We start from the raw sequence: 26,849 nt of genomic DNA, 5'->3' as shown, positions 1-26,849 counted from the left end.
ATTAGAACGAGCGGTTCTGTTTCAAACCTTCCGCCCACTGACGCCCGATCGAGATAGTTCTCCGAGGCCCTTTCGCCGTTTCCGCGACCGCTCAGCGGTCCTCGTGGACCACATCGCCGTCCACGAACGTCAGGCGCGCCCGCGTCGTCCAGATCTCTCCCGGCGCGAGCTCGAACGGGTCGCGGTCCAGGACCACCAAATCGGCCGGGCGGCCCGGCTCGACGGCTCCGGCCGGAGAGCGGTTGATCCAGGCCGAGCCCGCCGTGTACGCGGTCATGGCGGCGGCCAGGTCGATGCGCTGGCCGGGCAGGAACGGGGTCTGCGCGGTCGGGTAGTCCGCGTGCACCGAGCCACCGGGCTCCGTGCGGTTGACCGCGACGTGCATGCCCTGCAGCGGGTCGGCGTTGGAGACCGGCCAGTCGCTGCCCGCGCAGAAGCGGGTGCCGTGCGCCAGCAGGTCCGCGAACGGGTACTGCCACGACGAGCGCGGCTCCCCGAGGTACGGCAGCGTCAGCTCGTCCATCTGGGCGTGGTGCGTGGCCCACAGCGGCTGCAGGTTGGCCGTGACGCCCAGGGCGGCGAAGCGCGGCACGTCCGACGGCTCGATGATCTGCAGATGGGCGATGTGGTGGCGGTTGCCGGGGTCGGTGCCCTCGAAGCTGTCCAGGGCCTCGCGCACGGCCCGCTCGCCGATGGCGTGGAAGTGCACCTGGAAGCCGAGCCGGTCCAGCTCGGCGACGTACTCCTTGAGCTTGTACGGGTCCACGTACGACAGGCCCGTGCCGCCGCAGAGGCAGTACGGCTCCAGGGTGGCCGCCGTGAAGTTCTCCGTGATGCCGTCCTGCATGATCTTGACCGAGGTCGCCCTGAACCGGTCGAGCCCCTCGGCGGCGGCACGGCGTTCGACCAGCTCCTCGATCTGGTCCAGGCCGCGCGTCCTGTCCCACCACAGGGCGCCCACCACACGCGCCCTGAGCCTGCCTGAGCGGGCCGCGGACAGGTAGGTGGGCAGTTGGTCCTGGGAGCCCGCGTAGGAGCCCACGATGGCGTCCTGCCAGCCGGTGATGCCCAGCGAGAACAGGTGCCGCTGCGCGTCCTCCAGCGCGTCGTCCAGGTCCTGGGCGGTCGGGCGCGGGGTGAGCAGGCCGACGAGGTCCATCGCGCCCTCGTGCAGCACGCCGGTGGGCTCGCCCGCGGCGTCGCGCTCTATGCGGCCGTCGGCGGGGTCCGGCGTGTCCTTGGTGATGCCGGCCAGCTGGAGGGCCCGGGTGTTGACCCAGGCGGCGTGGTGGTCGCGCTGGATGAGGTACGCGGGGCGGTCGAGGAAGTCGAGCTGGTCGCGGTGGGGGAGGCCACCGGGGAACGCCGACATGTCCCAGCCGCCGCCATCGATCCACTCTTTAGCCGCATTTTTCGCGGCATAGTCGGCTATCACGGCTATGTATGCGTCAAGGCCGAAATCTTCTGACAAGTCGCACTTTGCCCGTTCGAGGCCCGCCTGGACCGGGTGCATGTGCGCATCCGTGAAGCCGGGCACCAGCAGGCCACCCTCCAGATCCACCGTCTCGTGGGACGGCGCCTGGCGGGCCAGCTCGCCCTCCGGCCCCACCGCGGCGATCACGCCGTCGCTCACCAGCACGGCCTCGTCCCGCACGCCGCCCGGCGTGAAGACGCGGCCTCCTCGGAAGAGGATGTTCATGGGGTTCCCTTCTGTGGTGGATCCGGCTCGCGTGCTCCGAGCCTGGCGTACATCTTCCCGCCCGGCCCGGTGACCTGCGACAAGCGGGGGCGGTCCTCGAGCTGCCGACGGGCCGTGACGGCGTCGGGCCGTGCGGTGGTGCGATCTCCGCCCCCTGACGAGGCCCGGTCCGGGGGCCCGGTCCGGGGGCCCGCTCGGGCGGCCATGGCGCGTGGTCGCATCGTGGCGGGGGTGCGGAGGCGGGTGCACGGAGGCGGGGGTGATGGAGGGATATATGGGGATAAATCGCATCATTTCGCGATGAAATACGTGATGAAACACATCGTTAGCGGTCGTGTAACAGCTGCCAGGCATGCTCAAGCCATGGGATTCTTGCGCATCCGCACCACGGTGGACGAGCGACCCGGCCGGCTGGCCTCACTCGCCGCGGCCCTGGCGGCCAGGGGCGGCAACATCCTCGGCCTGAGCGTGCAGTCCGATGCGGACGGCACCGTCGACGAGTTCGTCGCCGACATCCCCGCCAACCCCGAGACGGTGCGTGAGGCGCTGGAGGCGGCCGGTGGCCGCCGCGTCCAGGTGGTCCCCGCCACCGCCCACGAGCTGACCGACGAGCCCACCAGGGCGCTGCTGCTGGCCTCCAGGCTGCGTTCCATGCCGTGGCGGCTGCCCGAGCTCCTGGCCGAGCTGCTGCGCGCGGACGACGCCAGGTGGATCTATGGTGAAGCGGTGAGTGATCTTCCCGACCCGACCCAGCTCGTCGTCCCCGTGGCCGCCAGGCGGGCGGTCCGGCTGCGCCGCGCGGAGCTGCCGTTCACGCTGACCGAGGCGGCCAGGGCGGCCTCCTTCGCCCGGCTCGCCCAGCCCGCGGAGACGAGCGCCGCCGAGCGCGCGATCAAGCTCTCCGACGGCGTCGAGGTCACGGTCCGGCCGCTCACCTCGATCTACCGCGAGGCCGTGCGCGACCTGCACGACAGGTGCTCGCCCGAGTCGCGCCGGTTCCGCTACTTCACCTCGATGCCCGCGCTGCCGGCGCGCACGTTCGACCGGCTGTGCGACAGGAGCAGGGGATTCTCGCTGGTCGCCGGGCACGACGGGCAGGTCGTGGCGATGGCCAACCTCATGTTCACCCCCGACCCGGGCATCGCGGAGATGGCCTTCCTGGTCGAGGACCGCTGGCAGGGGCGCGGTCTGGGCACGGCGATGGCCAGGATGCTCGTGCGGAGCGCCCGCGACCTCGGGTACGCCGAGGTCAAGGCCACGATGCTGTCCGACAACGCCAGGATGCGCAGGCTGCTGATCTCCTTGGGCGCCACGCTCGGCTACACCGAGGACCCCGGGGTGATGGAGGCCAGGCTGCCGGTCGGCACGATGGTCTCAGCCTAGGCCCTCTTCGCGCGGCGGCTCTTCCGGCCGATTGTCGGCCTCCGGCCGGATGCCCAGGTGGCGTTCGATGCGCTCCAGGCTCTCCTCGATGCGGGTGAGCCGCTCGCCCAGTACGGAGCCGCCGGCGAAGAACATCTCGGTGGGTCGCTCCTTGGAGCCGCGGCCCACACGGTCGAGCAGGCGCTGCCGTACGTCCGCCAGGTCCGCGCCCGCGTCCACGAGCGCCTGGGCCGCCAGCCCCTCTCCCTCCCTGATCAGCCCGAGCAGGATGTGCTCGGTGCCGATGTAGTTGTGGCGCAGCTGCAGGGCCTCGCGCAGTGACAGTTCCAGGACCTTCTTGGCGCGCGGCGTGAAGGGGATGTGCCCGCTGGGTGACTTGGCGCCGTGGCCCACCTCGCGTTCGACGAAGGCGCGTACGTGGTCGAGTTCCACGCCACAGCCGTCGAGCACCAGCGAGGCCAGCCCCTCGCCCTCGTGGATCAGGCCGAGCAGGATGTGCTCCGTGCCGATGTAGTTGTGGCTCATCATCCGCGCCTCCTCCTGGGCGAGGACGACGACCCGTCGCGCACGGTCGGTGAAGCGTTCGAACACGGGGGCCTCCGTTCGACTGCCACTGCCTCCACTATGCGCTACAAACCAGCGGATGTGGGGTATTTGTCCTGTGTGGATCTTGACGAGGTGGCCGGCCGGCTCTATGCGCTGCCGCCGGCCGAGTTCACCGCCGCGCGCGAGGCCGAGGCCCGCGCGGCCAAGGACGCGGGTGAGGCGGGGCTCGCCCGCGAGATAGCGAGGCTCCGCAAGCCCACGGTGTCCGCCTGGGCCGTGAACCGGGTCGTCCGCGAGCGCCCCGACGAGCTCGCCGAGTTGCTCGACGTGGGGGAGCGGCTGCGCGCGGCCTGGCAGGAGCAGGACGCCGACGCGCTGGCCGAGCTGACCCGGCGCCGGGCCGGCGTCATGGGCAAGGTGGGCAGGCTCGTCAGGCAGGCGGGCGGCCTGTCGCCCGCGGCGGCGGCCGAGGTGGACCAGACGCTGGAGTCCGCCATCGTGGACGCCGACGCGGCCGCGCAGGTGCGCCGGGGCCGCCTGGTCAAGCCGCTCAGCTACAGCGGCTTCGCCCCCGCCCCCGTCCCGCGCGAGCGGCCCGCAAAGCGGCCGTCCCCCGAGGACGAGGCGAAGAAGCGCGAGGAGGCCGAGGCCAGGAGGGCCAGGGAACGCGAGGAGGCCGAGGCCGCGCACCGGGAGTGGCAGGCGGCGCTGGAGTCCGCCGTGCGGGAGCACGACGAGCGCGCCGAGCGGGTGGCGCTGCTGGAGCGGAAGCTGGCCAAGGCCCGCAAGAGGCTCACCGAGAGCGAGCAGCGGCTGGAAGTCGCCCGGCGCGAGGAGCGGCACGCGCGGCAGAGATTGGGCTAGGGTGACGGTGTACGAAACGGTTTCGTACACCAATGAGCCAACGCCCGGACCCGAGGAGTGGCGATGACTGGCTGGACCTCTGACTCCATCCCCGACCTGACCGGCAGGACCGCCATCGTGACCGGCGCCAACAGCGGCATCGGCCGCCCCACCGCGCTGGAGCTGGCCAGGCACGGCGCCCGCGTCATCGTCGCCGCGCGCTCGCCCGAGAAGGGCGAGGCGACCGTGGAGGACATCCTGCGGGCGGTGCCCGGCGGCGAGGTCGAGTACGGCCGGCTCGACCTCGCGGACCTGGCCTCGGTCAGGCGGTTCGCCGAGGGCGTCGACCGGCTCGACCTGCTGGTCAACAACGCGGGCATCGGCATGATCGCGCGGCAGGAGACCAAGGACGGCTTCGAGATGCAGTTCGGCACCAACCACCTGGGCCACTTCGCGCTCACGGGCCTGCTGCTGCCGCTCCTGCTGGCCGCCCCCGCCGCCCGCGTGGTGAACGTCTCCAGCGACGCCCACGCCATGGGCAGGATCGACTTCGACAACCTCGGCCTGGAGCGCGGCTACAGCCGCTTCGGCGCGTACGGACGCTCCAAGCTCGCCAACCTGCTCTTCACCCTGGAGCTCCAACGGCGCGCTGAGAGGGCCGGCACGGGCCTCATCAGCGTCGCCACCCACCCTGGCACCACCGCCACGAACATCGTCAAGCTCGGGCCGCTACAGCCCCTCATGGGCGTGTTCTTCAAGTCGGCGGCGGCCGGGGCGGCGTCCTCGCTCTATGCCGCGACCTCGCCCGACGTCCGCGGCGGCGAGTTCATCGGCCCCAAGCTCAAGCGCCTCACGCCGTCGGAGAGGGCGCGCTCGGAAGCGGACGCCAGGCGGCTCTGGGACGTGTCGACGGAACTGACGGGCGTACGATTCGATGAAATCGCCTACAGCTGAAGGACGTGTGCGTGGCTCCACTAGACCCTGATCGCGACAGGGCCATTCTCGACGCCACGATGGAGCTGTTGTCGGAGGTCGGCTACGACCGGATGTCGGTCGACCAGATCGCCAAACGGGCCAGGGCCAGCAAGGCCACCATCTACCGGCGCTGGTCGGGCAAGCCCGAGCTGGTGGTCGACGTCATCTGCCGGCGCTTCGACATGGACGCGCCCGCGGGCGAGGACACCGGGTCGCTCCGCGGCGACCTGGTCTCCATCTTCCGCGGGCTGTGCCAGACGGTGGAGCGCAAGCACACGCTCGTGATCGGCCTGTCCTCGACGCTGGTGTCCAACCAGGAGCTGGCGCGCACGCTGCGCGCGCACATGCCCACCAAGGACCTCGACGACGTGCAAGGCCTGCTGGAGCGGGCCGCCGAGCGCGGGGAGCTGTCCGGGCCCGTCGACGCCGGGCGGCTCTTCACGCTCGCCGAGGCGCTGGTCTGGCATCGGATGATCTTCGCGGGGCCGCCGTTCGGGGCGGAGTTCGTGGCCGAGTCGGTCGACGGGGTGCTGATGCCGCTGGTGACCGCCTGGTCAAAGGCCTGACCGGGCAGCGTGCGCCAGGTAGGCGCACACGGGGAAGCCCTCCCGCTCGTACGGGGCCGCCAGGCGGGTGTAGCAGGCCCTGATCCGCTCAAAGGTCTCCGGCGGCTGCCTGGCGATCATCGCGAAGCGCGGGCCGCCCGCCTGCACGATGTCGTCCCACCAGGTGGCCAGGTCGACCCGGTGGCGCCAGCGCACCGGATCGACGGCCGCCGCCTCGAACCCCGCCGCCTCCAGCAGCTCGGTGAAGCGCCGCGGCGTGTCGTTGCCGGTGAACGGCCGGGCCGGCGGCTCGTAGGGGACCCCGGCGGCGGCGATGGCGTCGGCGAAGACGTTGGTGGCGGTCATCTCGTCGGACTTCCACCAGGTCAGCGCGATGGTGCCGCCGGGACGCAGCACGCGGTGGAGCTCCTTGAGCGCCCTGGCCGTGTCGGGCACATGATTGATGACGAAATTTCCGGCTATCGCGTCAAATTCCCCGTCGTCGAAGGGGAGCTCGGGGAGCGTGGCCTGGCGGATCGTCGCGTACGGATGGCGGCGCGCGGTCAGCTCGAGCATGCCGGGATCGGCGTCCACGGCCGTGACCTCGGCGCCTAAGGCGAGCGCCGCGGAGGTGACCACGCCGGTCCCGCAGCCGACGTCGAGCAGGCGGGGCGCGCACGCCCGATCGAGGAGGGGGCCGACGGTGTGGGAGCTCAGGTGGGCGAAGCCGCGATCGTACGCTTCGGCGTTGGTCACGCCTTCAACCCTATCCCAGCCGCCGATCCTGACATTCTTCTGTGAGATTTCCCCATGAAGGCTATTTTTTCGGGAAATATCGCTCGTATGGTCGTCGCCATGACCATCGACGCCTTCATCGACGCGCTCCCCAAGGTCGAGCTCCACGTGCACCTGATCGGCTCGGCCTCGGTCCCCACCGTGCTCGAACTCGCCCGCCGCCACCCCGGCGGCACGGTGCCCACCAGCGAGGACGAGCTGCGCCGCTTCTACACCTTCCGCGACTTCCCGCACTTCGCCCAGGTGTACCGGGCCGTCAACGCGCTCGTCACGGAACCCGAGGACGTGGCGACCCTCGTCCTCGGCCTGGCCCGCGACCTGGCCCCGCAGGGCGCCCGTTACGTGGAGCTCCAGGTGACGCCGTACGCCCACCACATCGTCGGCATGCCCATGCGCGAGGTGACGGAGGCTCTTGACCTGGCCGCCGCCCGTTCGCTGGCCGATCACGGGGTGGAGATGGCGTACATCTTCGACATCCCCGGCGAGTACGGCGAGGAGGCCGCCAAGGTGACCGTGGAGCACGCGCTCCAGGAACCTCCCGCCGCGCTGGTAGGTTTCGGGATCGGCGGCATCGAGCAGGAGCGCCCGAAATATCGGGACGCGTACCGATCGGCGTTCTCGGCGGCCCGCGCCGCCGGCCTCCACAGCGTCCCGCACGGCGGCGAGATGTCCGGCCCCGAGACGATCTGGGAGGTCATCGAGGGCTACGGCGCCGAACGCATCGGCCACGGCATCAACTGCCTCGCCGACCCGCGCCTGGTCGCCCACCTGCGCGACACCCAGCTCCCGCTGGACGTCTGCCCCACCTCGAACGTCTGCACCGGCCAGGTCGCCGACCTCGCCGGGCACCCGCTGCCGCGGATGCTGGAGGAGGGTCTGTACGTGACGCTGAACAGCGACGACCCGCCCATGTTCGCCACGACGCTGGCCGACGAGTACCGGGCCGCGGCCCGCGCCTTCGGCTTCGGCACGTCCGAGCTGGCCCAGCTGGCCAGGAACGGCGTGCGGGCGTCGTACCTGGCCGAGGAGCGCAAGCGGGCGCTGATCGAAGAGATCGACCAGCTGGCCGGGTAGGGACGACACAGGGCGGGAACCGCGCGGCCCCCGCCCTGCCCGAAAAAAGCGCCCGAAAAGCGCCCGGAATCAGGGGGACGAGATGCGCCCGAGCTCCGGCGGGATCTTGCTCGCCGCCGCCCGGTCCAGCAGGAACAGCGTGCGCGCCCGCCCTCTGGCACCCGAAGCGGGCACCTGCACGTGCCCCGACTCCGACAGCGCCAGCCGGACGGCGCCCGACTTCTCCTCACCGGCCGCCACCACCCAGACCTCGCGCGAGGACTGGATGGCGGGCAGCGTCAGCGAGATGCGGGTCGGCGGCGGTTTCGGCGCGCCGTGGACGGCCACCACCGGGCGCGTGTCGTACAGCGCGGGCATGCCCGGGAACAGCGACGCCACGTGCGCGTCGGGCCCCATGCCGAGCAGCATCACGTCGAAGGCGGGCACGGGACCGTGGTCCTCCGGCCGGGCCGCCCTGCGCAGCTCGGCCGCGTAGGACTCGGCCGACTCCTCGGCCGTCAGGCCCGAGTCGGGGCCGAGCATGACGTGGACCCGCTCCGGGTTGACGTCCACGTGGTCGAGCAGGGCCTCCCGGGCGCCGGTCTCGTTGCGTTCCTTGTCGCCGGAGGGCAAGAAGCGCTCGTCGCCCCACCAGATGTCCAGCCGGCGCCAGTCGACGGCGTCGCGGGCGGGGGTCGCGGCGATCGCCGCCAGCGTGGCGATGCCGACCGTGCCGCCCGTGAGCACGATCGAGGCCGACCCCTTGGCCGACTGCACGTCGACCAGGCGGGTGATGATCCGTGCCGCCACGGCATTGGCCAGGACGTCGGCGTCGCGGTGGACGACCACGCTGGGAACGCTCACACGTACTACTTTCTCAGCCACTGCGGTCCCAAGTCATCCCTTGTACGTGCGTGCGAACCGCTTGACCGCGGCCTCGTAGATCTCGTCGGGGTCGAGCCTGCGCAGCTCTTCCGCCATCAGCTCGGCGGTCTGGCGCCGGGCCAGGGCCACGTTCCGGTCGGGCTGGCCCGGCCGCGACAGCGTGGCCAGGCGGGCGTCGTGCCGCACCACGGCCAGGTCGCCGTCGTTGAGCTGCAGGCGCACGGCCGTCAGCCCGGGGCCGGAGGAGTCGACGACCTTGACCGGGGCGCCGAGCCGGTCCGACAGCCAGGCGGCCAGCAGCGGCGCGCTCGGGTTGCCGGGAGAGGCCTCCACCACGCCCTTGCGGACCTTGCCCACCGGCTGGTCGAACGCGGCCGCCAGCAGGCTGCGCCACGGCGTCAGCCGGGCCCAGGACAGGTCGGTGTCGCCGCGGGAGTATCCCTTGGCCCTGGTCACCAGCGACTTGACGCCGCCGTCGTCGAAGCCCCTGGCGTCGGTGATCCGGCGCTGCGCGAGGGCGCCGACCGCGTCCTTGGCCGGGACGTCGGGCGCCGCGCCCGGCCACCACACCACGACGGGCGTGTCGGGCAGCAGGAGCGGGCTGACCACGGAGTCGGCGTGCTGGGTCAGCTCGCCGTACAGGCGCAGGACCACGACCTCGCCCGGCGTGGACTCGCCGATGCGCAGCTCCGCGTCCAGCCTGATCGGCTCGTCGGCCTCACGGTTGATCACGACGATGATGCGCGACGGGTGCTCGCGGGCCGCGTCGGTGGCCGCGCGCAGCGCGTCGTACTGGTGGCGCTCCTCGCAGACCACCACGAGCGTCAGCACCATGCCGATGGCGGGCGCGCCCATCTGGTGGCGTAGGTGCGTGAACTGCGCCGAGATCTTCCCAGCCGTCGTGTCCGACAGCATAAAGGTGGTCACGAGTCCTCCTTCGTCGGACTCGCGACTGTGGTGCTGTGTCCGATGGTTGTCTCGCTACGCTCGATCACTAGAGTCTCCTCCACACGCGGCCGTCGCGGGCCATCATCGCGTCGGCCGACGGCGGCCCCCACGAACCGGCCTCGTAGGGCTCGGGCTGGCCCTGCGTGGCCCAGAACTCCTCGATCGGGTCGAGGATCATCCACGACAGCTCGACCTCCCGCTGGTGCGGGAAGAGCGGCGGGTCGCCGATCATCACGTCGAGCAGCAGCCGCTCGTACGCCTCCGGCGACGACTCCAGGAACGACTCGCCGTAGGCGAAGTCCATGGAGACGTCCCGGACCTCCATGGCGGTCCCCGGCACCTTCGAGCCGAACCGCACGGTGATGCCCTCGTCCGGCTGGACCCGCACCACCAGCGCGTTCTGGCCCAGGATCTCGGTGTCGTCCTTGCTGAACGGCAGGTGCGGCGCCCGCTGGAACACCACGGCCACCTCCGTCACCCGGCGGCCCAGCCGCTTGCCGGTGCGCAGGTAGAACGGCACGCCCGCCCACCGCCGGTTGGCGATCTCCAGCTTGACGGCCGCGTACGTCTCGGTCGTGGACTCGGGCGAGATGCCCTCCTCCTGCAGGTAGCCGACGACCTTCTCGCCGCCCTGCCAGCCGGCGGAGTACTGGCCCCGCGCCGTGTTCAGCGCCAGGTTGGCCGGCAGCCGCACGGCCTTGAGCACCTTCTCCTTCTCCCGCCGCAGCGACGAGGCCTCGAACGAGGTTGGGTCCTCCATGGCGACCAGCGCGAGGAGCTGGAGCAGGTGGTTCTGGATCACGTCGCGGGCCGCGCCGATGCCGTCGTAGTAGCCCGCGCGCCCGCCGATGCCGATGTCCTCGGCCATGGTGATCTGCACATGGTCGACGAAGCTGCGGTTCCAGATGGGCTCGTAGAGGTTGTTGGCGAACCGCAGCGCCATGATGTTCTGGACGGTCTCCTTGCCCAGGTAGTGGTCGATCCGGAAGATCGAGCTCTCCGGGAAGGCCGAGTTGGTGATCTCGTTCAGCTCGTGGGCCGACTTGAGGTCGTGCCCGAACGGCTTCTCGATGACCACGCGGCGCCACGACCCCTCGGGCGCGTCGGCCAGCCCGGTCCGCTTGAGCTGCTCCACCACCACGGGGAAGAACTTCGGCGGCACCGACAGGTAGAACGCGTAGTTTCCGCCCGTGCCCCGGGTCTCGTCGATCTCCGCCAGCGCCATGGCCAGCGCGTCGAACGCCCCGTCGTCGGAGAACTCGCCGGGCACGAAGTGGATGCCCTCGCGGATCTGCTTCCAGACCTCCTCGCGGAACGGCGTCCTGGCGTGCGCCTTGACGGCGTCGTGCGTCAACTGGGCGAAATCCTGGTCTTTCCAATCGCGCCGGGCGAAGCCGACCAGCGAGAAGCCGGGCGGCAGCAGCCCCCGGTTGCCCAGGTCGTAAATCGCCGGCAACAGCTTGCGTTTGGCCAGGTCACCCGTCACGCCGAACAACACCATCACGCACGGTCCCGCAACCCGCGGCAGCCGCTTGTCGCGCGGATCGCGCAGCGGGTTGGCGGCGGCCACCTCCTCGGTGGTGGCGGTGCCCGCGACGGCGGCCGCAGCGGTGTGGGCCTCCTCCACGGGTGCTGCCGGGTCAGTCATGTCAAGCCTCCTGTGCTGCTGCGAGCAAACGCGCGACACCCGCCGCGCGATCGGTCAAATGCAGTCGTACGGCGGGCCGTCCGCGGGTCTCGAGCGCCCCCAGGTCGCCGAGCGCCTGGGCCAGCTGGAGCCGCCCCAGCGTGTACGGCCGGCCGGGGACCGTCACGTCCTCGGCCACCGCCCCGGTGATCTGCAGGAACACCCCGTTCTGCGGCCCGCCCTTGTGGTACTGCCCCGTCGAGTGCAGCAGGCGCGGGCCCCACCCGAACGTCACCGGCCGGTTCGTGCGCAACGCGAGCAGCGCCCGCAGCGTCGCCGGGTCGGCCATCATCCAGGCGTCGGTCATCTGCTCGAAGTCGGCCCCGTCGGGCACCGGGGCGTCGAAGGCCGCCATCCGGTCCAGAAAGGCCATGATCGACAGATAGCCGTCCGCCGGTATCGCGTTCAGCAACTCGGCGAACAGTCCGGGCAGGTCCCGGGCCGTGGCCGCGCCGTACACCTCGACGGGCCCGTCCACGAACGACGGCGCGCCGGTCGGCAGGTCGGGCAGGGCCAGCAGCGCCGCGGTGTTCGCCTTCGACTCGGCCACGTTCGGCTGGTCGAACGGGTTGATCTCCAGGAGCAGCCCCGCGAGGGCGGTGGCGTACTCCCAGACCAGGAACTGCGCGCCCAGCGGCCCGTCCACGCGCACGTCCCCGACGTCGGTCTCGATGGCGACGACCAGCTCGTCGCCGCTCTCGTTGGGGTCGGCGCCCACGACGGGCAGCAGCCCCCTGCCCTGCTTGCCGGTGGACTCGGCCACGAGCTGCTCGATCCAGTCGGGCAGCCCGGTGATGGCCGAGAGCTGGTCCTCCAGCAGCAGCTTGTCGCGCCCGGCCAGCGCCGCGCCGCCGAGCGCGGCACCCAGGTCGAGCCCGGGGTTGCCGGTGTCGCGCGACAGCAGCGGCAGCACCTCCCCGGCCTCGTCCAGCAGCCGCGCCACGTCGGCGCCCGCCAGCGCGCTGGGCACCAGCCCGAACGCCGACAGCGCCGAGAAACGGCCGCCGACGTCCGGCTGGGCGAGCACCAGCTCGTAACCGGCCTCCACGGCCCGCTTCTCCAGCGGAGAGCCCGGGTCGGTGACGACCACGACGCGGCCGGAGGGGGCCAGGCCCGCGTCGGTGAACAGCCGCTCGTAGATCCGCAGCAGGGAGTCGGTCTCCACGGTCGAGCCGCTCTTGCCGGCCACGACCACCACCGTGGCGTCGAGCTGCTCGCTCAGCGCGCGCCGCACCTGCGCCGGGTCGGTCGTGTCCAGCACGGTGAGCGGCACGTCGGCGGTCGCGCAGATGACCTCCGCCGCCAGCGACGAGCCGCCCATCCCGGCCAGCACCACGTTGGTCAGGCCCGCGGCGCGGGCCCGCTCGACGAGCCCGCCCAGCACGGGCAGCAGCTCGCGAGAGTAGCGGGGCAGGGTCAGCCAGCCGAGCCTGACCGCCGCCTCCCGCTCGGCGTCCTCACCCCACAGCGTGGGGTCGCCGGCGGCGAGCCGTGCGGGCACGCCGTCGGCGACGAGGCGCCCCGCGACGGAGGAAGCGGCCGAGGCCACCCCCTCCTCGCGGTAGAGCACCTCCATCACGGAACCAGGTTCTTGGTGACGCTCTCGAGCAGCTCGTTCCAGGACGCCTCGAACTTCTCGACGCCTTCGTCCTCCAGCACCTTCACCACGTCGTCGTAGTCGATGCCGGCCTCCTTGAGCGCGGCCATGGTGTTCCAGGCCTGCTCGTAGAAGGGGCGGACCGTGTCGCCGGTGACGTTGGCGTGGTCGGCCGTGGCGTCGAGCGTCTTCTCCGGCATCGTGTTGACGGTGCCGGGGGCGACGAGCTGGTCGACGTACATGGTGTCGGAGTAGTCGGGGTTCTTGACGCCGGTCGAGGCCCACAGCGGCCGCTGCGGACGGGCGCCCGCCGAGCGCAGGCGCTGCCAGCGCTCGGAGTTCATCACGTCCTCGTACGCCGCGTAGGCCAGGCGCGCGTTGGCGATGCCCGCCTTGCCCTTCAGCTCCGGCTTGCCCACCTTGTCGAGCCGCTTGTCGATCTCGGTGTCGACGCGGCTGACGAAGAACGAGGCCACCGACTCGATCGTGGCGAGGTTGAGGCCCTTGGCCTGCGCCGCCTCGAGGCCGGCGAGCCAGGCGTCCATGACCGCGCGGTAGCGCTCGAGGGAGAAGATCAGCGTGACGTTGACGCTGATGCCCTCCGAGAGCGCCTGCGTGATCGCGGGCAGACCCTCGACCGTGGCCGGGATCTTGATCAACAGGTTGGGCCTGTCGACCATCCACCACAGCGCCCGGGCCTCGGCGACCGTCTTCTCGGTCTCGCGGGCCAGGCGCGGGTCCACCTCCAGCGACACGCGGCCGTCCACGCCGCCCGTGGCGTCGAAGACGGGGCGCAGCACGTCGGCGGCCCAGCGGATGTCGTAGGTGGTGATGGCGCGCACGGCCTCGCCCACGTCCACGCCGCGTACGGCGAGGTCGTGGAGCTGGGAGGCGTAGGCGTCGCCCTTGCTGAGCGCGTTGGCGAAGATCGTCGGGTTGGAGGTCACCCCGACGACGTTCTTCTCGCGGATCAGCTGCTCCAGGTTGCCCGTGCGCAGTCGCTCACGGCTGATGTCGTCGAGCCAGATGGCAACGCCCTGGCCGGACAGTTTCTTGAGGATCTCGCTCATCTCTTCTTCAGTTTCCCGTCGTCTCGCCCTTTTCCTGACCAAGCTTGGCCAGGCTCGCATGTGCCGCCGCCGCCACGCGCTCCGCCGTCAGCCCGAACAGCTCGTACAAAGTCTTGTACGGGGCGGAGGCACCGAAGTGTTCGAGACCGACCACTTCGCCGCATTCGCCGACGAACTCGTGCCAGCCGAGCGCGATGCCGGCCTCGACCGCGACGCGAGCCCGGATCGACGAAGGCAGAACCGTCTGCCTATATGCGATGTCCTGCCCCTTGAACCATTCGACACACGGCATCGACACGACCCGCGTCGGGATGCCCTTGCCCTCCAGCAGTTCGCGGCCCGCCAGTGCGATCTCCACCTCGCTGCCGGTGGCGATGAGGATGACCTTGGGCTGGCCGTCGGAGGCCTCGCGCAGGATGTAACCGCCGTGGGCCACGCCCTCGGCGCTGGTGCCCTCGACGACCGGCAGGTTCTGCCTGGTCAGAGCCAGGGCGGCGGGCCGGTCGGTGTGCTTGAGCACGGCCTTCCAGGCGTACGCCGTCTCGTTGGCGTCGGCCGGGCGCACCACGTCGAGGCCGGGGATCGCGCGCAGCGACCACAGGTGCTCGATCGGCTGGTGGGTGGGGCCGTCCTCGCCGAGGCCGATGGAGTCGTGCGTCCACACGTACGTGACCGGCAGCTTCATCAGCGCGGCCAGGCGCACCGAGGGGCGCATGTAGTCGGAGAAGACCAGGAAGGTGCCGCCGTACGGGCGGGTGCCGCCGTGCAGGGCGATGCCGTTGAGGATGGCGCCCATGGCGTGCTCGCGGATGCCGAAGTGCAGCGTGCGGCCGTAGCGGTTGCCGGGGAACTCCTTGGTCTGGAACTCCTCGGGGATGAAGGACGGCTCACCCTTCATCGTGGTGTTGTTCGACTCCGCCAGGTCGGCCGAGCCGCCCCACAGCTCCGGCAGCACCGGCGCCAGCGCGCTGAGCACGTCTCCGGAGGCCTTGCGGGTCGAGATCGACGCGCCCGTCTCGAACGACGGCAGCGCCCTGGCCCAGCCGTTGGGCAGCTCGCGCTGGGAGATGCGGTCGAACTCCTCGGCGCGCTCGGGGTTGGCCAGCCGCCACTCGGCGTAGCCCTTCTCCCACTCGGCGTGCTCGGCGCGGCCGCGCTGGGCGACGCCGCGGGCGTGCTCCAGCACCGCGGCCGGGACGTCGAACGTCTTGGCCGGGTCCAGGCCGAGGACTTCCTTGGTGGCGGCGACCTCCGCCTCGCCCAGGGCCGAGCCGTGGATCTTGCCGGTGTTCTTCTTGTTCGGGGCCGGCCAGCCGATGATCGTGCGCAGCCGGATGAAAGAGGGCCGGTCGGTCTCCGCCTTGGCCGCCTGCAGCGCGTCGTAGAGCGCCTGGACGTCCTCGGCGTACTCGCCGGTCTCGGTCCAGTCGACGCTCTGGGTGTGCCAGCCGTAGGCCTCGTAACGCTTGACCACGTCCTCGGACTTGGCGATCAGCGTGTCGTCCTCGATGGAGATCTGGTTGTCGTCCCACACGACGATGAGGTTGCCCAGCTTCTGGTGGCCGGCGAGGGAGCTGGCCTCGTGGCTGATGCCCTCCTCGATGTCGCCGTCGCTGACCACGCACCAGATGTGGTGGTCGAACGGCGAGCCGCCGGCCTCGGTGTCGGGGTCGAACAGGCCGCGCTCGCGGCGGGCCGCCATCGCCATGCCGACCGCGTTGCCCAGGCCCTGGCCGAGCGGGCCCGTGGTGGTCTCGACGCCCGCCGTGTGGCCGTACTCGGGGTGACCGGGCGTCAGGCTGTCCCACTGGCGCAGCCGGCGCAGGTCGTCGAGCGTGAGGCCGTAGCCGGACAGATAGAGCTGGATGTAGAGCGTCAGGCTCGAGTGGCCACACGACAGCACGAAACGGTCGCGCCCGGCCCACTTGGGATCGGTCGGGTCGTGACGCATCACACGCTGGAACAGCAGGTATGCGGCGGGAGCCAGGCTCATGGCGGTGCCGGGGTGACCCGAGCCCGCCTTCTCCACTGCGTCCATCGCCAGGGCTCGAACGACGTCGACCGCCTGCTTGTCCAGGTCGGTCCATTCGAGGGCTGGCACGAGTTCGGTGCTCAAGTGCTCGATCTCCGGAATCTAGTAGTCATTGATTGGCTATCCCGCCCACACGGGACCCTAACCGAGTGGAGCTGGCGAACGATTCCCATCCCACCCGCACGTGTCCATGTGCGGCGCAAGCCCCCCATTGGCCGGACCGGCCGCCCCTGCGACTACAGTTTGTTTGTTCGCAGGGGCGTCACGGCGCCCACCCATGGATCCGCTCTAATCAGAGGTTACGCGTTGACTCCGCACAGGCTGGAAGCGCCTTGACGGTGCTGACCAACAGGCAGGCGACGGCCCGATCTCCGCAGGTGGAGGGGCCGCGCTCGATCGGCATGATCGTCAAGGCCTACATCGCGCTCACCAAGCCGCGGATCATCGAGCTGCTGCTGATCACGACGCTGCCGGTGATGTTCCTGGCGGCGGGCGGCCTGCCGCCGCTGTGGACGTCGATCTCGGTCATGGTGTTCGGCACCCTATCGGCGGGCAGTGCCAACGCGCTCAACTGCTATGTGGATCGCGACATCGACCAGAAGATGCGCCGCACCCGCCGCAGGCCGCTGGCCAGGCACCAGGTGTCGCCGCGGGGCGCGCTGGTCTTCGGCATCGTGCTCGGCGTGCTGTCCCTGGTGGGCCTCTGGGTGACCACCAACTGGCTGGCCGCGATGCTGTCCACCGGGGCGATCCTGTTCTACGTGCTCGTCTACTCGATGATCCTGAAGCGCCGCACGGCCCAGAACATCGTGTGGGGCGGCATCGCGGGGTGCATGCCGGTGATGATCGGCTGGGCCGGCATCACCGAGCGGCTCGACTGGGCGCCGCTGGTGCTGTTCGGGGTGGTGTTCTTCTGGACGCCGCCGCACACCTGGACGCTGGCCATGCGCTACAAGGAGGACTACGCGGCGGCCAAGGTGCCCATGCTGCCCGTCGTGGCCACCGAGCGGCGCGTGATCCTGGAGTCGATCGCCTACACGTGGGCGACCGTGCTGTGCTCGCTGGCGCTGTGGCCGGTGGCCGGCACCACGCTGTTCTACCCGATCGTGGCCGCCGTCCTCGGCGCCATGTGCCTGTGGGAGGTCCACCGCCTGCTGGCCCGGCTCAACGCCGGCAAGACCGGCGTCGACCTGCGCCCCATGCGCTTCTTCCACTGGTCCAACGCCTACCTGGCGCTGCTGTTCCTGGCCGTGGCCATCGACCCGCTGCTGGCCTGACGGTCATGCGGCCGCGTGTCCGGACGGTGAGGCTGTCTTGACCGGCACGGACCCCGGCCCTCTGATCCGTTAAAGTCACCGTATGGCGACCCGTGATCCACGCTGGGTGTTGAAGGACCGCCCGTCGTTCGCTTTGATCATCGGGCTCGTCCTCACCGGCGTATGCGCTCTGGTCTCGTTCTCCTTCGACGTGCTCAACGGCGCTCCCGTGCAGTTCTTCATCGCGCTCGCGCTGGCGCTCGCGCCGGTGCCGCTGCTGCTGGCGGCCGTCCTGGCGCTCGACCGGATGGAGCCGGAGCCGCGCAGCAACCTGATCTTCGCCTTCGCCTGGGGCGCGGGCGTCGCGGTGCTGGTCGCCGGTCTGATCAACTACCTCAACCTGCACTACATCATCGACACCGCCAAGCTGTCGGAGGCCGGCGCCCGCAACGTCGCGGCCACCTTCGGCGCGCCCGTGGTGGAGGAGACGATGAAGGGGCTGGTGCTGCTCGGGCTGCTCAGGTTCCGCAGGGCCGAGCTCGACGGCCCCACGGACGGCATCATCTACGCCAGCATGGTCGGGCTCGGCTTCGCCATGAGCGAGAACGTCAGCTACTACCTCGCCGCGCTGTCCAACTCCGGCGTGAAGGGGCTGGCGGTCACCGTGGTGCTGCGCGGCATCCTGTCGCCGCTGGCCCACCCGCTGTTCAGCTCGATGATCGGCGTCGCCGTGGCCTACGCCGCCCGGCGCGAAGGCCCCGAGCGGGTCTTCTACATCCTGGCGGGCTGGTCGGGCGCGATGATCCTGCACGGCCTGTGGAACGGCCTGGCCTCCTACGGCGGCTTCCCCGGGCTCGTGGTGGCCTACCTGGCGCTGCTGGCCGTGCTGATCGTGCTCATCGGCGTGGTGTTCAAGGACCGGCGGCGCATCGTGGCCCTCATCCAGCGCTACCTGCCGCCGTACGAGCCGACCAAGCTGGTCACCCAGGCCGACATCTACATGCTGTCGACGTTCCCCCGGCGGCGCCAGGCCAGGCAGTGGGCCAAGGCCCACGGCGGCAAGCGCGGGCTGCGCGCCATGCGCGACTACCAGCTGGCCGCCACCGAGCTGGGCCTGCTGCACGAGCGGGCGGCCCGCCACATGGTCGACGAGCAGGGCTTCCACGAGGAGCAGCGGGCGCTGCTGGAGTGCATGAGCACGGCCCGGGCGGACTTCCCGGTGCCGACGGCGCACGCCAGGTCGGCCGCGCGGGGCACCCCGCCGCCCGGCTACGCGCCCGGCGCGCCGGGCTGAGCCAGGATGTTCGTCAGGGAGACCTCGCGCGGGCCCGGATAGACCGGGTCGGAGTGGAGCACCATCGCGTCGGCGAACGCCTTGGCGGTGGCGAGCAGCTCGCGGGTGGCGTAGGCGTACGTGGGCGCGGCGAACTCCCTGGTCGAGTCGTCACCCACCCCGAACGCCTCGAGCCCGGCCGTCCGGCACAGCGTCACGGCCCTGGGCACGTGGAACTCCTGCGTCACGACCGTCACCTTCCGCGCCCCGAACACCTTGCGCGCCCGCACGCACGAGTCCCACGTGTCGAACCCCGCGTAGTCCAGCACCATCACCTGGTCCGGCACGCCCCTGCGGAGCAGGTAGTCGCGCATGGCCGTCGGCTCGTCGTACTCCTTGCGGCTGTTGTCGCCCGACAGCAGCAGGGCCCGTACCTTGCCGGCCCGGTAGAGCTCGGCGGCGATGTCGAGCCGGTGGGCCAGCATCGGCGTGGGCTGCGTGCCGTACAGGCCCGCGCCCAGCACCAGCGCGGCCTGCGCCGCCGGCACCCGCCCGAGCCAGGCGTCGCCCACGGCCGTCACCCGGTGCGCCGAGCTGCCGAGCCAGGCCCACGTCATGGGCGCCAGGGAGAGCACGCTGACCAGCACCAGACCCTGGTACGCGCGCCGCAGGGCCTTCCGAGTGGGGCGGACTTTCAGTAACAAATCACACCCTCCAGGGAGTGGGGGAGTGGCGGACCGATCACCTCATACCCTGGCATATCCACTCAGACGGCGGCGGGTGCTCCGGCGGCTTCGGCGGGGGAGTGGCCGGCGGGGGCGGTCTGCGGGGAGCGGGTGCGCAGCGAGGTGACCACCCTGAGCGCGGCGATCCAGACCAGCGTGGAGCCGAGCACGTGCAGCAGCACCAGCCTGGCGGGCACGGCCAGGAAGTACTGCGTGTAGCCGATCACGCCCTGGCCCAGCTCCACGGCCAGCAGCGCCAGCGCCGCCCGCCGGGCGGGCCGCGGCGCCTTGCTCACGTGCAGGGCGAACAGCACCGCGAACGTCAGCCCCACCACGATGTACGCGACGTCGGCGTGCAGCCGGGCCACCGCCTCGATGTCGAGGTCGAAGCGGGAGGCCATCTCGTCGCCCGAGTGCGGGCCCGTGCCGCTCACCCCGACCCCGACCACCAGCAGCGCGAACACGGCCGCGAGCAGCGCGTAGCCGAGCCTGCGGATGTCGCGGTGGGTCACCCGCCGCGCCGGCCCGTCGCCCTCGCCCGCGCGGGCGTACAGCATCCAGCAGGCGGCGATCAGGCCGATGGAGATGAGGAAGTGCATGCCCACGGTGAACGGGTTGAGCATCGTGCTGACCACCAGGCCGCCCCACAGCGCCTGGGCCAGGACGCCCGCCGGCTGCAGCAGCGCCAGCGTCATCAGCGAGCGCCTGCGCGGCGCCAGCCGGAACGCCGACAGCACGCACGCCACACCCACCGCCAGCACCAGGAACGTCAGCAGCCGGTTGCCGAACTCGACGAGCATGTTGAGCATCGACACCTCGGGGTGCGCGACCGGGATGAAGCTGTCCGGCGTGCACTTGGGCCAGGTCGGGCAGCCCAGCCCGGAACCGGTGACGCGCACGCCCGCGCCCGTCACCGCGATGCCCGCGTTGACCACCACGGACGCCATCGCCCAGGCCCGCATCGACTGCGTCGTGGGCGCCCAGAAGGAGAACAGGCGGCGCACGTGGCGGTTGGGGTGGTCCGTGGGTAGCTTCACGCCATCGATGGTACGGGCCCACCCACCCGGTCCCCCCACCGGTCACCTCACCCCTGACCACGCACGCCCCCCTCGGCTCGGCCGCCCACCCTCCTCCCACGGGCCTCACTCACAGCGCCTCCGCGCGGGTGGTGGGCCGGCGGCGGGGCGCGTGGGCCATCCCTCCGCGAGGGGAGCTTGGCCGGGTGCGGTGAGGTGGTGATATGCCGTCGGTGGGTAGCGGCGGGGGCAGGGGGCGCGGCGCGGGCGGAGTGTCGTCCGTCCGGTGGAAAGGGCCTTCTCAAGAGAGCGGGGTATGTGACATATTACAGATCTGGGAGGTGATGGATGTCCGACGTCATCGTGGTCGGCGCCGGAGTCGTGGGCGCCGCATGCGCCTACTACGCCGCGCGCGCCGGTCTCGACGTGACCGTGGTCGACCGTGGCCCCGTGGCGGGCGGCACGACCGGCTCCGGCGAGGGCAACGTGCTGGTGTCCGACAAGGAGCCGGGCCCCGAGCTGGAGCTGGCCCTGCTGTCCAACCGGCTCTGGCGCTCGCTGGCGGACCTCGGCGGCTTCGAGTTCGAGCCCAAGGGCGGCCTGGTGGTCGCCGAGACCCCCGAGGTCCGGCGGCAGCTCGCCGAGCTGGCCGCCAAGCAGGACGTGGAGCACACCCTGGTGTCCGGCGAGTCGCTGCGCGACTACGAGCCGCACCTGGCCGAGGGCCTGGCCGGCGGGGTGTACTACCCCGAGGACGCCCAGGTGCAGCCCATGCTGGCCGCCGCGCGCCTGCTCAGGCACGGCGCGGAGAGCTTCGGCCACGGAACGCTCCGGCTGCGCCTCGGGGCGGCGGTGACCGGGTTCGTGCGGAAAGGCGACCGGATCGCGGGCGTGCGCACCTCCCAGGGTGACGTGCTCGGCGACGCGGTGATCAACGCGGCGGGCACCTGGGGCGGCGAGGTGGCCGCGCTGGCGGGGGTTGATCTGCCGATCCTGCCCAGGCGCGGGTTCATCCTCGTCACCGAGCCGCTGCCGGAGCCGCTGATCAGGCACAAGGTCTACACCGCCGCCTACGTCACGAACGTGGCCAGCGACTCGGAGGCCCTGGAGACGTCGGCGGTCGTGGAGGGCACGCCCGCGGGCACCGTGCTCATCGGGGCCAGCAGGGAAAGGGTCGGGTTCGACCGGACGACGTCGGTGCCGGTGCTCGCCCGCCTGGCCGAGCAGGCCGTGGCGCTGTTCCCCGCGCTGCGCGAGGTGCGGGCCATCAGGTCGTACTGCGGGTTCCGGCCGTACTGCCCCGACCACCTGCCCGTCATCGGCGCCGACCCGCGGGTTCCCGGGCTCTATCACGCCTGCGGGCACGAGGGGGCGGGCATCGGGCTCGCCCCGGCGACCGGTCACCTGCTCGCGCAGGTGCTCACCGGCTCCCCGGCCGACCTGGACCTGCGGCCCTTCCGGCCGGATCGCTTCGCGGAGGAGTCCTCTTGACGTTCCACATCACGATCGACGGGCGTCCGGTGCCCGTCGTGCCCGGGCAGACGATCGGGGCGGCGCTGCACGCGGCCGGGGTGCGGTCGTGGCGCAGCACCCGCTTCGGCGGGCGGCCCCGCGGGCTGTTCTGCGGGATCGGGGTTTGCTTCGACTGCCTGATCTCGGTCAACGGGCGGGCCCCTGAGCGGGCCTGCCTGGTGGAGGCCGCGCCCGGTGACGAGGTGACGACGTCATGACGTACGACCTGGTGGTGATCGGCGGCGGGCCCGCGGGGGTGGCCGGCGCGCTCACGGCGGCGCTGGCCGGACTGCGGGTGGCGCTCCTGGACTCGTCCGTACGGCTCGGCGGCCAGTACTTCCGCCACGCCGCCGACCCCGAGCCCGCGCCCGGCCTGGACCGCTTCCTGTGGCAGGCGCGGGCCCTGGACGCCCGCGCCGAGGTGCTGCCGCGCCACCAGGTGTGGAGCGTCACCCGCGAGCCCGGCGGGGACCTGGTCGCGCACTGCGTCACGCGTGGCGCGGACTCCACCGAGCGGCAGGTCGTCCTGCGGGCGCGGCGGCTGCTGATCGCGACCGGCGCGCACGACCGGCCGCTGCCGTTCCCCGGGTGGGACCTGCCCGGCGTCCTGACCGCCGGCGGCGCGCAGGCGCTGCTCAAGGGCAACGGCGTCGTGGCGGGCAGGCGGATCGTCGTCTCCGGCACCGGCCCGTTCCTGCTGCCCGTGGCCACCGGGCTGGCCGCGGCGGGTGCTCGGGTGCTCGGGGTGCTGGAGGCGAACGGCGGGCTCGGGCTGGCCAGGCATCCGCTGCTGGCCCTGGGCAAGGCCGGGGAGGCCGCCGGGTACGCCGCGAGCCTGGCCAGGCACCGCGTGCCGTACCGGACGCGCCAGGCGGTCGTCGCGGCGCACGGGGAGCGCGAGGTGGAGGCCGTCACCGTGGCCCGCCTCGACCAGGAGTGGAACGTTCTCTCCACCCGCGTCGTCGCGTGCGACACGGTGGCCGTCGGGTACGGGTTCGTGCCGCAGATCGAACTGGCCACCCAGCTCGGCTGCGCCACCCGGAACGACGTGGACGGCAGCCCCGTGCTCGACGTGGACGCCGCCCAGCGCACCTCCGTCCCCGGCGTCTGGGCCGCAGGGGAGCCCACGGGCGTGGGCGGCTGGCTCCTGTCCGAGACGGAGGGCCGCATCGCCGGCCGCGCCGTGGTGGCCGACGCGCGCTCCCCCCGGTCGGCCTCAGGGGCGGATTCGGGGCTGCTGCTGCGGCGCCGGGAGCGCGGGCGGGCCTTCGGGGAGGCGCTGCAGCGGGCGTACCCCGTCAAACCCGGCTGGCAGGGCTGGCTGCGCGACGACACGCTGGTGTGCCGCTGCGAGGAGGTGCCGCTGGCCCGCGTACGCGAGGCGCAGGACCTCGGCGCCACCGACGCGCGCTCGATCAAGCTGCTGGCCAGGCCCGGCATGGGCTGGTGCCAGGGCCGCATCTGCGGCTACGCCGTCTCCTGCCTGGCCGGGGAGCCGCAGCGGCCGCCCCGGCGCCCCATCGCCCAGCCCGTCACCCTCGGCGCCCTGGCCGAGCTTCCCGACGATTCCGATCTTCCCGACGTTCCCCCCGCTCACTGACCCTGACATGGAGGACTTTCCCATGGACAACCGCACCAAAGCCTGGCACGGCATCATGGTGGCCACCGCGCTGCCGCTGCGCGACGACCTCTCCGTCGACTACGACGGCTACGCCGACCACTGCCGCTGGCTGGTCGAGAACGACTGTGACGGCGTCGCGGTCAACGGTTCGCTGGGCGAGTACCAGACGCTCACCGCGGAGGAGCGGGCCAAGGTGGTCGAGACCGCCGTCCAGGCCGTCGGCGGGCGCCGGGTGATGGCCGGAGTGGGCGCGTACGGCGCCGCGGAGTCGCGCCGGTGGGCCGAGCAGGCGGCCGAGGCCGGCTGCGGTTCGCTGCTCCTGCTGCCGCCCAACTCCTACCGCGCCGACGAACGGGCCGTCATCGAGCACTACCGCGAGGTCGCCAAGGTGGGCCTGCCCGTCGTGGCCTACAACAACCCGTACGACACCAAGGTGGACCTGACTCCCGCGCTGCTGGCCAAGCTGCACGAGGAGGGGCTGATCGTGGCGATCAAGGAGTTCAGCGGGGACGTGCGGCGCGCGTACGAGCTGGCCGAGCTGGCCCCCGAGCTGGACCTGCTGATCGGCTCCGACGACGTGCTGCTCGAGCTCGCCGTGGCCGGGGCCGTGGGCTGGATCGCCGGCTACCCCAACGCGCTGCCCGTCTCCAACGCCGCGCTCTACCGCGCCGCCGTCGCCGGCGACCTGGAGAGCGCGCTGCCTCTTTACAGGACCCTGCACCCCCTGCTGCGCTGGGACTCCAAGACGGAGTTCGTCCAGGCCATCAAGCTGTCCATGGACCTCGCGGGCCGCCACGGCGGGCCGTGCAGGCAGCCCAGGCAGCCGCTGACGGACGAGCAGGCCGCTATCGTGCGAGCGGCGACCGAGAAGGCTCTGGCAGAAGGGCTGCGATGAGGACAAAACGCGTTTTCCACGCCGTCGACTCCCACACCGAGGGCATGCCCACCCGCGTCATCACCGGCGGGATAGGCGTGATCCCGGGCGCGAGCATGGCCGAGCGGCGCGTCTATTTCCGTGACAACCTCGACCACATCCGCACCCTGCTGATGACCGAGCCGCGCGGCCACTCCGCCATGAGCGGCGCCATCCTGCAGCCGCCCACCCGGCCGGACGCGGACTACGGCGTGCTGTTCATCGAGGTGTCGGGGCTGCTGCCGATGTGCGGGCACGGCACCATCGGCGTGGCCACCGTGCTCGTCGAGACGGGCATGGTCGAGGTCGTGGAGCCGGTCACCACCGTGCGCCTGGAGGTGCCCGCCGGGCTCGTCGAGGTGGACGTGGCCGTCGAGGACGGCCAGGCCATGGCGGTGACGCTGCGCAACGTTCCCTCCTACAGCGACCGGCTCGACGCCGTCGTGAAGGTGCCCGGGTTCGGGGAGATCCCGTACGACCTCGCGTACGGCGGCAACTTCTACGCCGTCGTCGACCTCGACTCCTACGGCCTGCCCTTCGACCGCAGGGCCAAGAACGAGATCATCGCCGCCGGCCTGGCCACCATGGAGACGATCAACGCGGCCGACGAGCCCGTCCACCGCGAGGACGACCGCATCCGCGGCTGTCACCACGTCTACTTCGCCGCCCCCGGCTCGGACGCCCACCACTCGCGGCACGCGATGGCCATCCACCCTGGCTGGTTCGACCGCTCGCCGTGCGGCACCGGCACCAGCGCGCGGATGGCGCAACTGCACGCCAGGGGGGAGCTGCCGCTCGGCCGGGACTTCGTGAACGAGTCGTTCATCGGGACCCGGTTCATCGGGCGGCTGCTGGAGGAGACCACCGTGGGCGGCCGGCCGGCCGTCGTGCCCTCGATCACCGGCCGTGCCTGGGTCACCGGCACCGCCCAATACTTCCTGGACCCGCGCGACCCGTTCCCCGCCGGGTTCGAGCTGTGAGCGAGCGTGACGAACGTGGTTCCGGCCTGGCCGGGACCACGATCACGACGACCGACTACCACACGGGTGGGGAGCCGTTCCGGATCGTGACCGGCGGCGTGCCCGAGGTCCCCGGGCCGGACGTGCTCTCGCGCCGCTCCACCGCCGTCGCCGACCCCCGCTTCGACGACGTGCGGCGGCTGCTGTGCCAGGAGCCGCGCGGCCACGCCGACATGTACGGCTGCTTCCTCGTCCCGCCGGACGACCCGGGGGCCGCGTTCGGGGCGCTGTTCTGGCACAAGGACGGGTTCTCCACCGCCTGCGGCCACGGCACCATCGCGCTCGGCGCCTACGCCGTGCACGAGGGGCTGGTGGCCGCCGACCCCGACGGGGAGACCGACGTGGTCGTCGACGTGCCGTCGGGACGCGTCACGGCGCGGGTGCGCTGCTCCGGGGGCAAGGTGACCGGGGTGACGTTCGTCAGCGTGCCGTCGTTCGTGGTGGCGCGGGATGTGGCCGCCGCCAGGACCAAGGTCGACGTCTCGTACGGCGGCGCGATCTACGCGTCGCTGCCCGCCGCGGCGGTGGGCCTGTCCGTGGAGCCCGCGAACCTGACGGCGCTCATCGGCCACGCCCGCCGCATCAAGGCCGACCTGGCGGACCATCCGGCCGCCCGGCACCCGTCCGACGACCGGCTGTCCGGCGTCTACGGCGTGATCTTCTACGACGAGCTGCCCGACCGGGACGGGGCGGCGCACCAGCGGAACGTGACGGTGTTCGCCGACGGGGAGGTGGACCGCTCGCCCTGCGGGTCGGGCACGGCGGCGCGGATGGCGCTGCTGCACGACTCGGGGCTGCGCGCGCCCCTGATCCACGACAGCGTCGTCGGGAGCACCTTCCTGGCGCGGGTGGCCGAGGTGCGCGACGAGGGGGTCGTCCCGGAGATCGAAGGCATGGCCTACCGGACCGGGCGGCACGTCTTCGAGCTCGATTCCGACGATCCGATGGGTGTGGGGTTCACGCTGCGATGACCGGACTGCCATATCTCGACGCCGCCACGGTGGAGCGGCTGGTGCCGATGGGGCGCGCCGTACGGATCCTGGAGGACGCCCTGCGCGCCGGCCTCGACCCGGAGGCCACGCCGCAGCGGCCGATCGTGGACCTGCCGGCCGGGCAGCTCCTGCTCATGCCCGCCGCGGCCGGACGGTACGCGGGGGTGAAGGCCGTCACCATCGCGCCCGGCAACCCCGATCGCGAGCTGCCCCGGATCCAGGGGACGTACCTGCTGTTCGACGGCGACACCCTGACCCCGCTCGCGGCCCTGGACGGGATCGCGCTCACCTCCCTGCGCACCCCCGCCGTCTCGGCGCTCGCCGTCAGCCACCTGGCGGACGGGGACGCCCGGCGGCTGGTGGTGTTCGGGAGCGGCCCGCAGGCGTGGGGGCACGTGCTCGCGCTGCGGGAGGTGCGGCCCATCGAGGACGTGACCGTGGTCGGGCGCGACCGGGACCGCGCG

At 71.9% G+C, this 26,849-nt stretch carries 24 protein-coding genes and 1 pseudogene; 14 read left to right on the top strand and 11 right to left on the bottom strand.

Features of this window, described 5'->3' with window-relative positions:
* Nucleotides 1-91: 91 nt before the first annotated feature.
* Nucleotides 92-1,699 carry an amidohydrolase gene (locus ACWDX9_RS37095; RefSeq protein ID WP_449962552.1) on the bottom strand — a complete coding sequence of 536 codons (1,608 nt, stop codon included), beginning with the start codon at nucleotides 1,697-1,699 and terminating at the stop codon, nucleotides 92-94.
* Between the two features lie 363 nt (nucleotides 1,700-2,062).
* Between ACWDX9_RS37095 and ACWDX9_RS37090 the strand changes: the two genes are divergently transcribed.
* Nucleotides 2,063-3,082, top strand: coding sequence for an N-acetyltransferase family protein (locus ACWDX9_RS37090; protein ID WP_449962549.1), 1,020 nt, complete (start codon nucleotides 2,063-2,065; stop codon nucleotides 3,080-3,082).
* Nucleotides 3,083-3,256: 174 nt separating this feature from the next.
* Here the strand turns inward: ACWDX9_RS37090 and ACWDX9_RS37085 are convergent.
* Nucleotides 3,257-3,673: pseudogene (locus ACWDX9_RS37085) on the bottom strand (Clp protease N-terminal domain-containing protein); the annotation flags it as partial.
* Between the two features lie 72 nt (nucleotides 3,674-3,745).
* Between ACWDX9_RS37085 and ACWDX9_RS37080 the strand changes: the two are divergent.
* The 3 genes from ACWDX9_RS37080 (at nucleotide 3,746) to ACWDX9_RS37070 (ending at nucleotide 6,012) form a co-directional block, all read left to right on the top strand.
* Nucleotides 3,746-4,492 carry a hypothetical protein gene (locus ACWDX9_RS37080; RefSeq protein WP_449962547.1) on the top strand — a complete coding sequence of 249 codons (747 nt, stop codon included), beginning with the start codon at nucleotides 3,746-3,748 and terminating at the stop codon, nucleotides 4,490-4,492.
* A 63-nt stretch (nucleotides 4,493-4,555) separates the two neighbouring features.
* Complete coding sequence (locus ACWDX9_RS37075; RefSeq protein WP_449962544.1) at nucleotides 4,556-5,425, top strand: oxidoreductase; 870 nt, start codon at nucleotides 4,556-4,558, stop codon at nucleotides 5,423-5,425.
* 11 nt (nucleotides 5,426-5,436) lie between these two features.
* On the top strand, nucleotides 5,437-6,012 hold the full coding sequence (locus ACWDX9_RS37070; protein WP_449962542.1) for a TetR/AcrR family transcriptional regulator: 576 nt from the start codon (nucleotides 5,437-5,439) through the stop codon (nucleotides 6,010-6,012).
* Here the strand turns inward: ACWDX9_RS37070 and ACWDX9_RS37065 are convergent.
* Entirely contained in the window at nucleotides 6,001-6,747 is a 747-nt protein-coding gene (locus tag ACWDX9_RS37065) for a class I SAM-dependent methyltransferase (protein WP_449962540.1), read from the bottom strand. The genes ACWDX9_RS37070 and ACWDX9_RS37065 overlap by 12 nt on opposite strands.
* A gap of 99 nt (nucleotides 6,748-6,846) precedes the next feature.
* Between ACWDX9_RS37065 and add the strand changes: the two genes are divergently transcribed.
* Nucleotides 6,847-7,860, top strand: a complete 1,014-nt coding sequence (gene add / locus ACWDX9_RS37060; RefSeq protein ID WP_449962537.1) for an adenosine deaminase — start codon at nucleotides 6,847-6,849, stop codon at nucleotides 7,858-7,860.
* 69 nt (nucleotides 7,861-7,929) lie between these two features.
* Here the strand turns inward: add and pgl are convergent, their stop codons facing one another.
* The 6 genes from pgl to tkt form a co-directional block, all read right to left on the bottom strand.
* The gene (gene pgl / locus ACWDX9_RS37055) at nucleotides 7,930-8,703 is read right to left on the bottom strand and encodes a 6-phosphogluconolactonase (protein WP_449962535.1); all 774 of its coding nucleotides are present in this window, start codon (nucleotides 8,701-8,703) and stop codon (nucleotides 7,930-7,932) included.
* Nucleotides 8,704-8,736: 33 nt separating this feature from the next.
* A complete protein-coding gene (locus ACWDX9_RS37050; RefSeq protein ID WP_449962533.1) occupies nucleotides 8,737-9,651 on the bottom strand; it encodes a glucose-6-phosphate dehydrogenase assembly protein OpcA in 915 nt (304 codons plus the stop codon).
* A gap of 67 nt (nucleotides 9,652-9,718) precedes the next feature.
* Nucleotides 9,719-11,320 (bottom strand): glucose-6-phosphate dehydrogenase, encoded by a 1,602-nt coding sequence (gene zwf, locus ACWDX9_RS37045; protein ID WP_449962530.1) that lies wholly within the window; start codon nucleotides 11,318-11,320, stop codon nucleotides 9,719-9,721.
* A 1-nt stretch (nucleotide 11,321) separates the two neighbouring features.
* Entirely contained in the window at nucleotides 11,322-12,935 is a 1,614-nt protein-coding gene (locus ACWDX9_RS37040) for a glucose-6-phosphate isomerase (protein ID WP_449962555.1), read from the bottom strand.
* Nucleotides 12,935-14,026 carry a transaldolase gene (tal, locus tag ACWDX9_RS37035; protein ID WP_449962527.1) on the bottom strand — a complete coding sequence of 364 codons (1,092 nt, stop codon included), beginning with the start codon at nucleotides 14,024-14,026 and terminating at the stop codon, nucleotides 12,935-12,937. The genes ACWDX9_RS37040 and tal overlap by 1 nt, the downstream gene beginning before the upstream one ends.
* 7 nt (nucleotides 14,027-14,033) lie before the next feature.
* Nucleotides 14,034-16,142, bottom strand: coding sequence for a transketolase (gene tkt / locus ACWDX9_RS37030; protein WP_449962524.1), 2,109 nt, complete (start codon nucleotides 16,140-16,142; stop codon nucleotides 14,034-14,036).
* Nucleotides 16,143-16,390: 248 nt separating this feature from the next.
* Between tkt and ACWDX9_RS37025 the strand changes: the two genes are divergently transcribed.
* On the top strand, nucleotides 16,391-17,335 hold the full coding sequence (locus ACWDX9_RS37025) for a heme o synthase (RefSeq protein ID WP_350739996.1): 945 nt from the start codon (nucleotides 16,391-16,393) through the stop codon (nucleotides 17,333-17,335).
* Nucleotides 17,336-17,417: 82 nt separating this feature from the next.
* Nucleotides 17,418-18,608, top strand: coding sequence for a PrsW family intramembrane metalloprotease (locus tag ACWDX9_RS37020; RefSeq protein ID WP_350739999.1), 1,191 nt, complete (start codon nucleotides 17,418-17,420; stop codon nucleotides 18,606-18,608).
* On the opposite strand, the gene ACWDX9_RS37015 is transcribed toward ACWDX9_RS37020, so the two are convergent.
* Together ACWDX9_RS37015 and ACWDX9_RS37010 are read right to left on the bottom strand one after the other, a co-directional pair.
* Nucleotides 18,584-19,291 (bottom strand): SanA/YdcF family protein, encoded by a 708-nt coding sequence (locus ACWDX9_RS37015; RefSeq protein ID WP_449962521.1) that lies wholly within the window; start codon nucleotides 19,289-19,291, stop codon nucleotides 18,584-18,586. The genes ACWDX9_RS37020 and ACWDX9_RS37015 overlap by 25 nt on opposite strands.
* Nucleotides 19,292-19,353: 62 nt before the next feature.
* Nucleotides 19,354-20,349 carry a COX15/CtaA family protein gene (locus ACWDX9_RS37010; protein ID WP_449962518.1) on the bottom strand — a complete coding sequence of 332 codons (996 nt, stop codon included), beginning with the start codon at nucleotides 20,347-20,349 and terminating at the stop codon, nucleotides 19,354-19,356.
* A gap of 327 nt (nucleotides 20,350-20,676) precedes the next feature.
* Between ACWDX9_RS37010 and ACWDX9_RS37005 the strand changes: the two genes are divergently transcribed.
* From ACWDX9_RS37005 to ACWDX9_RS36975, 7 genes are all read left to right on the top strand, one after another.
* On the top strand, nucleotides 20,677-21,819 hold the full coding sequence (locus tag ACWDX9_RS37005) for an NAD(P)/FAD-dependent oxidoreductase (protein WP_449962515.1): 1,143 nt from the start codon (nucleotides 20,677-20,679) through the stop codon (nucleotides 21,817-21,819).
* Nucleotides 21,816-22,058, top strand: a complete 243-nt coding sequence (locus ACWDX9_RS37000; RefSeq protein ID WP_185076981.1) for a (2Fe-2S)-binding protein — start codon at nucleotides 21,816-21,818, stop codon at nucleotides 22,056-22,058. Before ACWDX9_RS37005 ends, ACWDX9_RS37000 begins: the two co-directional genes overlap by 4 nt.
* Nucleotides 22,055-23,440, top strand: coding sequence for an FAD/NAD(P)-dependent oxidoreductase (locus ACWDX9_RS36995; RefSeq protein WP_449962512.1), 1,386 nt, complete (start codon nucleotides 22,055-22,057; stop codon nucleotides 23,438-23,440). Before ACWDX9_RS37000 ends, ACWDX9_RS36995 begins: the two co-directional genes overlap by 4 nt.
* Nucleotides 23,441-23,462: 22 nt before the next feature.
* Entirely contained in the window at nucleotides 23,463-24,356 is an 894-nt protein-coding gene (locus tag ACWDX9_RS36990; protein WP_449962509.1) for a dihydrodipicolinate synthase family protein, read from the top strand.
* Nucleotides 24,353-25,354: a proline racemase family protein gene (locus ACWDX9_RS36985; protein ID WP_449962506.1), complete on the top strand. Its 1,002-nt coding sequence runs from the start codon at nucleotides 24,353-24,355 to the stop codon at nucleotides 25,352-25,354. Before ACWDX9_RS36990 ends, ACWDX9_RS36985 begins: the two co-directional genes overlap by 4 nt.
* Nucleotides 25,351-26,364: a proline racemase family protein gene (locus tag ACWDX9_RS36980; RefSeq protein WP_449962504.1), complete on the top strand. Its 1,014-nt coding sequence runs from the start codon at nucleotides 25,351-25,353 to the stop codon at nucleotides 26,362-26,364. Before ACWDX9_RS36985 ends, ACWDX9_RS36980 begins: the two co-directional genes overlap by 4 nt.
* On the top strand, nucleotides 26,361-26,849 hold a 489-nt coding region (locus ACWDX9_RS36975), incomplete at its 3' end, for an ornithine cyclodeaminase family protein (RefSeq protein ID WP_449962502.1). The genes ACWDX9_RS36980 and ACWDX9_RS36975, both read left to right, overlap by 4 nt.

This window comes from Nonomuraea sp. NPDC003201 (genome assembly GCF_053590415.1).
The sequence above is the reverse complement of the archived record's forward strand: the minus strand, read 5'-3'. Positions and strand labels throughout refer to the sequence as shown.